Source organism: Embleya sp. NPDC001921 (genome assembly GCF_053594475.1).
In genome coordinates this window covers 76608-86825 of the sequence record NZ_JBSFEO010000050.1, presented here as the reverse complement: position 1 = coordinate 86825, position 10218 = coordinate 76608, and the positions used below count along the sequence as shown (strand labels likewise).

General features: G+C 70.3%; 11 protein-coding genes. 7 read left to right on the top strand and 4 right to left on the bottom strand.

The genetic code is table 11. The annotated features are described in order from the left end of the window. Positions 1 to 218, top strand: a 218-nt coding sequence (locus ACWCPW_RS41420) for a DUF475 domain-containing protein (RefSeq protein WP_449766789.1), incomplete at its 5' end; no start/stop codon positions are given. A gap of 295 nt (positions 219 to 513) precedes the next feature. On the opposite strand, the gene ACWCPW_RS41415 is transcribed toward ACWCPW_RS41420, so the two are convergent. Further along, complete coding sequence (locus tag ACWCPW_RS41415) at positions 514 to 1266, bottom strand: TetR/AcrR family transcriptional regulator (protein WP_449766788.1); 753 nt, start codon at positions 1264 to 1266, stop codon at positions 514 to 516. 85 nt (positions 1267 to 1351) lie between these two features. On the opposite strand from ACWCPW_RS41415, the gene ACWCPW_RS41410 reads away from it, so the two are divergent. Beyond that, positions 1352 to 2773: an MFS transporter gene (locus ACWCPW_RS41410; RefSeq protein ID WP_449766787.1), complete on the top strand. Its 1422-nt coding sequence runs from the start codon at positions 1352 to 1354 to the stop codon at positions 2771 to 2773. Positions 2774 to 3008: 235 nt separating this feature from the next. Then, positions 3009 to 3656, top strand: coding sequence for an NAD(P)-dependent oxidoreductase (locus tag ACWCPW_RS41405; RefSeq protein WP_449766786.1), 648 nt, complete (start codon positions 3009 to 3011; stop codon positions 3654 to 3656). A 129-nt stretch (positions 3657 to 3785) separates the two neighbouring features. Here the strand turns inward: ACWCPW_RS41405 and ACWCPW_RS41400 are convergent, their stop codons facing one another. After that, positions 3786 to 4766 (bottom strand): hypothetical protein, encoded by a 981-nt coding sequence (locus ACWCPW_RS41400; RefSeq protein WP_449766785.1) that lies wholly within the window; start codon positions 4764 to 4766, stop codon positions 3786 to 3788. Positions 4767 to 5071: 305 nt separating this feature from the next. Here ACWCPW_RS41400 and ACWCPW_RS41395 point away from each other — a divergent pair, with 305 nt between their 5' ends. The 4 genes from ACWCPW_RS41395 (at position 5072) to ACWCPW_RS41380 (ending at position 7799) form a co-directional block, all read left to right on the top strand. Beyond that, positions 5072 to 5464, top strand: a complete 393-nt coding sequence (locus ACWCPW_RS41395; protein ID WP_449766784.1) for a hypothetical protein — start codon at positions 5072 to 5074, stop codon at positions 5462 to 5464. 435 nt (positions 5465 to 5899) lie between these two features. Beyond that, on the top strand, positions 5900 to 6235 hold the full coding sequence (locus ACWCPW_RS41390; RefSeq protein WP_449766783.1) for a PadR family transcriptional regulator: 336 nt from the start codon (positions 5900 to 5902) through the stop codon (positions 6233 to 6235). Then, positions 6232 to 7110, top strand: a complete 879-nt coding sequence (locus tag ACWCPW_RS41385; protein WP_449766782.1) for an ATP-binding cassette domain-containing protein — start codon at positions 6232 to 6234, stop codon at positions 7108 to 7110. Before ACWCPW_RS41390 ends, ACWCPW_RS41385 begins: the two co-directional genes overlap by 4 nt. After that, positions 7107 to 7799 (top strand): ABC transporter permease, encoded by a 693-nt coding sequence (locus tag ACWCPW_RS41380; protein WP_449766781.1) that lies wholly within the window; start codon positions 7107 to 7109, stop codon positions 7797 to 7799. The genes ACWCPW_RS41385 and ACWCPW_RS41380 overlap by 4 nt, the downstream gene beginning before the upstream one ends. Positions 7800 to 8006: 207 nt before the next feature. Here ACWCPW_RS41380 and ACWCPW_RS41375 read toward each other — a convergent pair whose 3' ends face one another. Together ACWCPW_RS41375 and ACWCPW_RS41370 are read right to left on the bottom strand one after the other, a co-directional pair. Continuing rightward, a complete protein-coding gene (locus tag ACWCPW_RS41375; protein WP_449766780.1) occupies positions 8007 to 9482 on the bottom strand; it encodes an MFS transporter in 1476 nt (491 codons plus the stop codon). 204 nt (positions 9483 to 9686) lie between these two features. Beyond that, positions 9687 to 10169 carry a nitroreductase/quinone reductase family protein gene (locus ACWCPW_RS41370; RefSeq protein ID WP_449766779.1) on the bottom strand — a complete coding sequence of 161 codons (483 nt, stop codon included), beginning with the start codon at positions 10167 to 10169 and terminating at the stop codon, positions 9687 to 9689. Positions 10170 to 10218: the final 49 nt, after the last annotated feature.

The following is a 10218-nucleotide window of genomic DNA, read 5'->3' as shown; positions in this document are numbered from 1 at the left end:
AGCACGGCGCGATGTACGCGATCGGCGCGCTGGCGAGCATCCTGCTGGTGTCGATCAAGTGGGAGATCCACGAGGTGATCACCGGCCTGGTCGGGATCGGGTTCATCGGTGTCGCGCTGGTCTCCTCGATCATGCGCAACAAGCGGCTCGGACACGTTCCGGGGCAGACCGGAAATGTTCCGGGACAGAACAGCAGCGGTGTGAAGGTCGACGCCTAGCCTTCGGCCATATCCCGAACGCGGCCCGCACACACCCCACACGTATCACCACGACCGGTACCGCGCCCGAGCACCGCTTCGGGCGCGGTACCGGTTTTTCGTGCCCCGTTGTGTCCTGCACCCACCGCTTCCACCAGTGGCAGAGCCCGCCCGGCGAGTCGGGGAAGTCGCCGCCGTCCCCGTGCCCGTCCGCATCCGCGCCCGGGCGTCGTGATCGGGGAACACCGAGTGCCCAGCGGCCCCGCTCTCGCCGGGGGGGTTGAAGACACGCCCCAGGTCATCCGTCGGTGCTCGGTCACTTCGGCGTGGGTGCGGTGGTGTCGTCCCGGTGGGATGTGGGCCGGCGAGGGGGTTGGGCGAGGAGGCCGTCGATGATCACGCGGAGTTTCCACGCGGCCCTGGCGTCCTGGTCGCCGCCGGTGAGGCTCGGTGCCAGAGCCCGCAGGGTGGGGTACCGCTCGGCGGGCAACGCCCGGAAGGTGGCGTCGAGTCGGGCGGTGAACGTCTCGGACCCGGTCGGATCGGCGCCCGACGAGGGCTCGGCGGGGGCTTGTCGGGATCGTGCGTCGCCGGCGTTCTCCAGGGCGGTCGAGTAGATGTACTGCCCGAGCAGGTCGATGGCCCAGGAGCAGGCGTCGTCGTCGAGCCCACCCGTTTGGAGCAGGCGCGCCGCCTCCTCGGTCAGGCGCAGGCCGTGCGGGCCGGGGAGGGCGTCCCGCAGGCCGACGGAGGCGATGTCGTTGTGGCCGGCCAGGGCGGCGACGATGCGTCCGACGAGCAGTTCGAGGCGGGTGCGCCAGTCCCCCGAGACCTCGTCGGGCACGACCACGTCGGCCACCGCGTGGTCGAGGACGAGCGCCATCAACTCCTGCCGATCGCGGACGTAGACGTAGAGCGAGGCGGGACCGGTCTCCAGGGCCTGGGCGACGCGCCGCAGGCTCACCGCTTCGCAGCCCAGCTCGTCGACCAGCGCCATGGTGGCGACCAGGACGGCGTCCAGGCCGAGCTTGGATTTCGAGGGGCGGGAGCGCGAACGGGCTTGCGGCATGGCGCAACCCTACCTTGACGAATGCTGTTCGTTAAGGGCACTCTGCTTGACGAACAGTGTTTGTTAAGCCTGGTTGGGAGACCCCGTGACCGTTCCCGCTTCGACGTCGGCCGCCCCTACGGCGCCGCCGGCCGCCCATCCGCATCGGTGGCGGATCCTGGCGGTGGTGCTGCTGGCCCAGGCCCTGGACCTGCTGGACGCGACCGTGATGAACGTGGCCGCCCCTTCGGTCCGTGCCGGGCTGGGCGGCGGCGTGGCGATCATGCAGTGGCTCACCGCCGGGTACACGCTCGCCTTCGGTGTCCTGCTGATCGTCGGCGGCCGGCTGGGCGATCGATGGGGTCGGCGCCGGCTGTTCGTCGTGGGCGCCGCCGGGTTCACGGCGGCCTCCGCGGTGTGCGCGACGGCGCCTTCGCCGACCGTGCTGGTCGCGGCACGGGTGGCGCAGGGCGCGCTCGGCGCGTTGATGATCCCGCAGGGGTTCGGCGTCCTGAGCGCGGTGTTCGACGAGCGCGAACGCGGCCGCGCGTTCGCGACGTTCGGACCGGTGATGGCGCTCGCCGGGGTCGGTGGCCCCGTCCTCGCGGGCGGCCTCATCGCCCTCGACCCGGCCGGACTCGACTGGCGGATGATCTTCCTGATAAACCTTCCGCTCGGCGCACTGACCGTGGTCGGGGCGCTGCGGTGGATGCCGGCCGACCCGGGCGACCCGCTCGTGCGGATCGATCCGCCGGGTGCCCTCCTGGTCGCCATGGGATCCGCGTTCGTCGTCCACCCGCTGATCCAGGGCCGGGAAGCGGGTTGGCCCTGGTGGACGGTCGCGGAGATCGCCGCCGGCATCGCCGCCTTCGCCGCGTTCGGCCGACGTCAACGCACCAGCCGCTCGCCGGTTCTGGTGCCGAGCCTGCTGCGCAAACCCGCGTTCGTCGGCGGTCTCGCGGTCACCGCCGCGTTCTTCACCGGCCTCGGCGGACTGCTGCTCGTTCTCTCCCTCCACCTCCAACTCGATCTCGGCCGCTCCGCGTGGGGGACCGCGCTCTCCCTGTCGCCGCTCGCCGCGGGCATCGGGCTCGCCTCGCTCATCGCTCCGTCGGTGGCCGCCCGGCTCGGCCGCTCGCTCCTGCACCTGGGGCTGGGGGTGGAGGCGCTCGGCACGCTCGGCCTTGCCGCCGCGGCCGCGTCCGGCGCACCGGCCTGGGCGCTGTCGATACCGGTCCTGGTCGTGGGCCTGGGCGTGGGCCTGGTGTCCGGCACGCTGGTCCAGTCGATCCTGGCAGCCGCCGAACCCGCCGAGACGGGGAGCGCGTCGGGCACCCTCAATGCCCTCCAGCAACTCTCCACGGCCCTGGGCGTCGCGGTGCTCGGCACCGTGTACTTCGCTGCCCACGATGCCGGCGCCCCCGACCCGGGAGCGGACGGCCTGGTGATCGGCGCACTCGTGGTCACCGCGACCTGCATGGTCGGCGCGGCCCTCGTGTTCCTGTTGCCCCGGGCCCGCGCCTCGTAGGCGAGACGACTCACCACCGGCGTCGGCACGGGCCCCGGTCGCGCCTGCGCCCAAGCGGCCCCGGCCGTCGGTCACATCGCCCTTGCCGACCGGGTGGCACCGCGGCCCGCTCCGGCCGAGCCGCTGTCTCGGTCGCACCCGCGACACCCGAGACGCGACCCGGGTCAGCCCGGCAGCCCATCAGCCCGGCAGCCCGTCAATCCATGAGTCCATCGAACATGTGAGGACCCGCGTCATGAGCAAAGTGATCGTCTTCGGAGCCAACGGCCGCACCGGACACCTCGTCGTCCGGGAGGCCCTGCACCTGGGACACGACGTCACCGCCGCGGTGCGCGAGCCGGCCCGGTGGCGCCCCCCGACTCCGCAGGACTCGCCCGGCGCGGGGGAGGCGAACCTCGTGCGGGCCGACGTGCGCGACGCCGACAGCATGCGCTCCGCCGTCGAAGGCCATGACGTCGTGGTCTCCGCGATCGGCCCCTCGGGGTGGCACGCACACCGGCTCTACTCCGACGCGGCGCGGACCCTGGTGTCCGCGATGGAAGGCGCCGGCGTACTCCGGCTGATCGCGGTCACCTCGGGCGGAGTCAACCACCGCGACCCCAACTTCCCCTGGTGGTACCGCAATCTCGTCTCTCCTTTGGTGAAGGAGCTGTACGACGACATGCGGTTGATGGAAACGATCGTTCGCCGAAGCGGCATCGACTGGACCTTCGTCCGCCCCGCCCGGCTGCAGGACGAACCCCCGACCGGCAGCTACCGTGTCCTCGACGCGAGCAACCCCAAGGGCGGCCGCAAGGTCACGCGCACCGACCTCGCTCGCTTCATCGCCCGCGAACTCGACGAACACCGCTGGTCCCACGCGGCCCCGACCCTGGCCGAATGACCCACGACGCCTTCGAAGCGTGTGTCGGTGGTGTCGGATCCGTCGACCGAAGTCGGTGACGAAATCGACCATCACCGACTTCGGTTGGAGGCGAGCGGGCCGGCCACTCGCCTCCAACCCCCGTTCCCGCTACTGCATGATCGTCCGCGGCAGATGGGACGGCGTGCCGATACAGCTGTAGAACTGCAGCGTGTAACCGCGTCCGATGGTCACCAGAGTGGGCTCGCTCGCGCTTCGGTACGGATGCTCGGCCGGCTCCTCGGCGTCCTCGTCCTCCTCGACCGGACGCCAACTACCGGTGGATCCGTCCCATTCGCTGCCGTCGACGGTCAGCAGCGCCTCCACGGGCCCGCCGCACTCGCCGCAGCTCAACTCGTCGGAGCCCGCGGGATCGCGGAAGGTGAAACGTGCCGGCCACCCACCCAGTTTCCAACCGGGCGCCACGGACAGGTCGTTCCGGTAGTCCACCGACCGCTGCCCGGACCAGGTCAGCACACGCTCCGCCAGTTCCTCGTCGAGGACGTGGTACGGCGGGAACTCACGCACCCGCTCGGGCCGCAACAGGCACGGATCCGGCACGTGGTCACTCTGTTCCACGAATGCGGGCTCGGGCGGAGCGACCAGGACCTCCCCAACGTCCGAGGACAGGCGCCACCTGAGCTGTACGGCGCCCGAGGACCCTTCGATCTCGTCGCAAGGCGACCACAACACCTGCAGGAGATCGGTCCCCTCCGGAAACGGGAATCCCGGCACGTCGCGGGCGTAGAGCTGGGCGAGCGCGATCAGAGGCAGCGGCCCCGCCGGCAACTTTGGCCTGTGTCCCGCGTGTATCCGGTCGACGACTTCCTGCTCCGCCGCGGTCAGCAGGTTCTCCCGGGGCCCCCGCGGTCGCGACCACGCCCGGGTGAGAACCGCCCGCAGAGTGCGAACGTCCGCGAGCGTGGTCAGCGGCCCGCTCGGCAGGTACGGCGACTCGTACTCGGGCCAGGGCTCATCCGCCGGCCACAACAACGGCCCGCCCACCGAACTGTCGTGGACGCCAGGTGCACCCGGGTAGGGATGCAGACGGGTGGTCGTCCTCGCCAGGCCGGCAAGTTCCGGAAACTCCACGGCCACATCCAACGGGCGTGACGGTGTCCTACGTGTCATGTCTTTGCCTTCCCAACGCCGATGTCGCATCCAAGCACGAGGAAGCGACAGCCCGGACAGGCCCTTCGCGTCGACCGGAACCCGGACCTCGACCTCGCACTGGGCCTCGCCAACCTCCGGCTGGGCTGCGGCCGTTCACGCGCCGGCCCCAAGGACCTGCGCGATGATCGACCTCACGACCCGCCGACCCGTCGGCGAAGCCACCCCCACCCGTGCGGAACCCGATCCTCAAAAACCGGGGACGAGACGCCGGTTAAGATCTCACGGTGAAGATCTGGACCGAGCGCCCTGCCCAGACCGACGTCGAAGCAGTCGTCCGTCGCTACTTCGCTCTGCTCCAAGCCGGGAGGAACTCCGAGGTCGAGCAGCTCGTCGATGACACCTCGGTCCGGCATGTGCTCAAGTCACTGTGGGCCGGCTCGGTCCGGGCGAGCGCCGATGAGGACGAGGCGAGCCGCGGACCTGCTGCCGACGAGTGGGAACGGGACTTGTCCTGGCTCGGCGAACTCGATCTCGCGACCTTCCACTGGGCCCACGAGGGCGGTGGTTGCTACGTCAAGATCACCTACCGCGCGCGGATCATCGAGGTGGCATTGAACTTTTGGGTCAAGCCCACCGACGCCGGCTGGGTCGTCTCGGGACCGGCCACCCTCTGGTAGTCGGACAGGCGAAAAAGCGGCACGATCCGGGTGTCGGCGCCGGGGCGGCGGTGGCGGCTGCCGCGTGTGCGCGGGTACTCGATCACGCGGGCGCGTCGGCGTAGCAGGCCAGGCCCTTGCCCCTGTCCGAGGGCGAACGCATCTGGTGGCAGGAGCCGTTCGTCCGTCGGGGCGCCCGCTGTTCGCCTACGATGTCGCCGCCTCACCGCGCCGCCGCTTGGGAAATCGTCTGAGGCCAGGCGCAGTTCGATGTCGTGGTCGCCGTTGCCGTTCCTCGGGCGTGGAGTCCCGGGAGATTGCGCGCGTGCTCCCCACCGCGATCTCGACGCTTGGTGTCCACGGCCGGCCTTCGACCCTCGTCCTCGCCGGAGTGCCCCGGGTCTCGGCCAGCTAGATCGCGATGCAATCTAGATAGTGCTGCTATCTTGCTGCTGCATGAAGACGGAGCGGCACAGTCAATGGCTGCGCGGTGTACTGGATTTGTGCGTTCTGGGCCTGCTTGTCGAGGGTGAGAGCTACGGCTATCGGCTCGGACAGGCGTTGGAGGACGCCGGGTTCGGCGCGATTCGCGGCGGGACGCTGTACCCGGTGCTGCTGCGGCTGGAGCGCGGCGGTCTGATCGCGGCTCGCTGGTGCGAGGGTGACGCCGGACCGGCGCGCAAGTACTACCGATTGACGCCACCGGGCGAACGGGAACTGCGTGCGGCCGCAGGTGAATGGGTCGATTTCACGCGACGCGTAGGTGCGGTCTTGGAAGAGGTGGAGCAGTGATCACCGGCCCCGAATGGCTTGACGCGCTGGCAATCGAACTGCGGCTGCGAGGACTGCCGTCGGATCGGATCCGCCACGTGCTGCACGAAGCGCAGGCTCATCTGTGGGACGGCGGTGAGGATCCCGTCCGCGCCTTCGGCCCACCCGCGGTGTACGCGGCAGCCGTGTACGAGAGCCTGTGCGGAGCACAGATTTCCGACGCGCGACCGGCCCGTGCCTTGGGCCCGATTCGACTCCAGGCCTCGGGCATCGCCAAGCGACACGGCCGGCACCGAGTGCTCCAGCGAGTCGATCTGACCGTGCGCGCCGGGGAGGTTGCCGCCGTGGTCGGCGCGAACGGCTGCGGCAAGAGCACGTTCCTGCGCATCTGCGCGGGATTGGAGAGCGCGGACACCGGCCGCATCGTGCTGCGGGGGTCCGTCGGCTACTGCCCCCAGGGAGCGGGGACCAGTGATTTCCTCACCCCCGACGAGCACTTCGTGCTCGTGGGCGCGGCCCGCGGCCTGACCCGGACCCGCGCCCGCGGGGCCGGTCGAGCGCTGGCCGAACACCTGCGCTGGCCACAGCCCGCCCCGGCGGCGGCCGGACACCTGTCGGGCGGTACCCGACAAAAACTCAACGTGGTGTTGACCGCGCTCGGCGATCCGGACGTACTGCTCCTCGACGAGCCGTACCAGGGCTTCGACCGCGGCTCCTACACGGACTTCTGGGACCAGGTCTGGGAGTGGCGCGACGCGGGGAAGGCCGTCGTCGTGGTCACCCATCTGCTCGACCGGCTCGATCGGGTCGACACCGTGCTGGATCTGACGCCACGACGCGAGGCCGCGTCCACCGCCGACGGCCGACGCCACCCGAAGGGAACACACACCCGGTGACCCGACTGATGACCATCGCCGAGATGACGGCGCGGGAGATCCTGCGACGTCGCCTGGTGCTCGTGCTCCTGCTGCTCTTTCCGCTGCCGTTCTACCTGACCCAACGCGCCGACCACGCCGGTCAATCGATCAGATTCCTCTTCCTGGGACTGAGTTGGGCGATGAGCGGCTCCGCGCTGTTCGTCGGCCAGAGCGGCCGGTCGATCGAGGAACGGCTTCGGGTGTCCGGCTACCGCGTCCACCAGTTGTGGATGGGTCGAATGCTGGCGCTGTGGCTGATCGGGACAGTGGTGGCACTGCCCTATCTCGCGATCGTGGCCCTGGATCAACCGCGCGTGCGACTGGGTGCGATCGCCCTCGCGATGGGGCTGTGCGTGGCCGTGGCAACGCCGTTCGGCCTGCTCCTGGGAGCTTTGGTGCCCCGCGAGTTCGAGGGAACGCTGCTGCTGCTGATCACGGTCGGCATGCAGATGATTGCCGACCCCGCGACCACCATGGCCAGGATGCTGCCGTTCTGGTCCGGCAGGGAGATCGGCACCTACGCCATCGACCACACCGAGGTCGCCTTCCTCGTGCGGGGTGTCGTGCACGGCCTGATCTCCGCCCTGGTGCTCTCGATCGCGCTGGCCGCGGTCTCCGCGTTGCGGCTGCGCCGCCGTCCGCACCTGCGGGTACTGCCCTCCGGGTGACGACCGAGGGCCGGCCCCGCGCGCGGATCGTCCCCCCGCACGCGGAGCCGGTCTCACCGGAACACCGGCGATCGTGCTCCGGGACATCGTTTCCCCGCGTCCGCGGAGCCGGTCCCGCTGCGCCGGCAGCGAGAGCGCGCCACGACGCTGTCCGGCAGTGGCCGGTCGCGTTCGGCCGGTGAGAGCGACCCGTGAGGCGTCGCGTCCTTATGAAACAGGCGAGTTCGCAAGGGCGGGCGTGCTCTCGGGCCGTCCGGGGGGAAGGACCAGCGCCAGGATCGCGGCCAGGAGATAGAGCGCGATCACCACGCCCATCCCGATCACCGCGGAGTCCACCGCGTCGTGTCCGCCGTCGAGTCGGCCGAAGTAGACGGTGCCGATCAACGCGACGCCCGCGGCCACGCCGACCTGAATCGCGGTGTTGATCAGCGAGGACGCGGCGCCGGCCTCGGCCTCGGGCACCTTCGCCAAGACGATGGTGAGCAGTGTGCCGGCGACCATGGCCATGCCGAGTCCCGCGACGACCAGGCCGGGGATCAGGTGCCAGGGCGCGATGCCCGTGCCGTACCGGTCGACGCAGAGCACGATCAGTGTCATCCCGGCCGCCATCACCAGCGCGCCGAGGATCACCACCCTGCGGCCCAGCGGCATCAGTCGTGGCGCGAAGCCCGAGCCGATCCCGACCCCGACGGTGAAGGGGATCATCGACAGTGCGGTGCGCAGTGGGGAGTATCCGGCAGCGGTCTGGAGGTGCACCGTGAGCACCAACGTGTACGCGGTTCCGCAGAAGAACAGCACGGCGACCGAGAGTCCGCCGATCACGCTGCGGTGGCGGAACAGGGCCGGATCCACCAGGGGCGATCCACCGCGTCGACCGAGGGCCCGCTCGTGGCGAACGAACAGCCACAACAGGAGGGGGCAGGCGGCCGTCGTGGCCACGATCCACAGCGGCCACCCCAGCGGGCGCCCCTCGACCAGGGGATAGAGCAGTGCGAGCAGGCCCGCGGTGGCGATGACGGTGCCGCGCACGTCCGCGGACAGTGCCTGCTCGGAGCTTGATTCCCGGGTGAGTACGACGGCACCGACGAATGCCGCGATGCCGATCGGGATGTTGACGAGGAAGATCGGTCGCCAGCCGAGGCCGAACAGGTCGGCGTCGAGCAGTACTCCGCCCAGCAGCGGGCCGCCGAGGCCGCCGAGTGCGAAGCACATGCCGTACATCGACATCGCCTTGGCGTGCTCGGATTTGGGGAACTCGACCTGGAGCATGGCAAGGACCTGCGGCACCATCAGGGCCGCGGCCCCGCCTTGGAGTACGCGTGTAGCGATCAGCATCTGTGGTCCGGTGGCCGAAGCGGCCAGGGCCGAGGCGACGACGAAGCCGCCGAGTCCGGCGAGATATACCCGACGGCGCCCGTACCTGTCGCCGAGCCGGCCCCCGGTGATCATGGCGGCGGCGAACGCGAGGGTGTATCCGGCGATCGCCCACTCCACCTGTGCCGACGAGGCGCCCAAGTCCTCGCGCAGTGAGGGCAGTGCCACGTTGAGCACGGTCGCGTCGATCATGTCCATCAACACCGCGGCCAACGTCACCGTGAGCGCGGCCCATCTGCGTGGGCTGTAGCGCGGTTCTGCCGCGGGGTCCTCGTGTTTCGCGCTCGGATCCCGGGTGGACGTGGGCATGGGGCGGCTCCCTGGTTTCGGCGTGCCGTCGTTGCGGTGTGCCGTCGTTTCGACAGACATGCCGCGTTGTGGGCAAGGTCGTTGTGGCGGAGGAGGGCAGGATGAAGGCCGGCCCGAGCTCGCGAGCCTTGGCGAACGCCGGCCTTGGGACATTGCCGGCCCCCTTGGTTCGGGAGCCCCGACGGCGCACGGTCCGGCAAGGGATTACGCCGCGTCCTCGTCGGTTGCCTCGGTCTCGATCCGGCGGAGTGCAACCACCGGGATCACTCGCGGTGTTCCGGCCTGATACGCCGCGAAGGCCGGATCGCGGTCGCACTGGGCCGCGAAGAGGCGGTCGCGTTCGGCGCCCACGAGGGGCGTCGCCTCCGCGACGTAGGTCTCGACGACGGCACCCTCGGCGTCGCCGTCGACGCCCACCTCGACGGTGACCTGTGATTGCGCCAGCAGGTTGTGGTACCAAGCGGGATTGCGCGGACCACCCGCGTTCGAGGCGAAGATCAGGATCCGGTCGCCGTCGGACGCCCGGACCACGGGGTTGGTGTGCGGGCGGCCGGTGCGCGCGCCGACCGTGGTGAGCAGGACGAGTGGGGCGCCCTCGAACATTCCGCCCACGTGGCCACCGTTGGCGCGGAACTCCGCGATGACGTGTGCGTTGAAATCCGCGGGACCCGGGTGTTGCTCCGGCATGGGGTGACCTCTCGACTAGCATCGACATGAGAAGAAATATTTGCTTTGC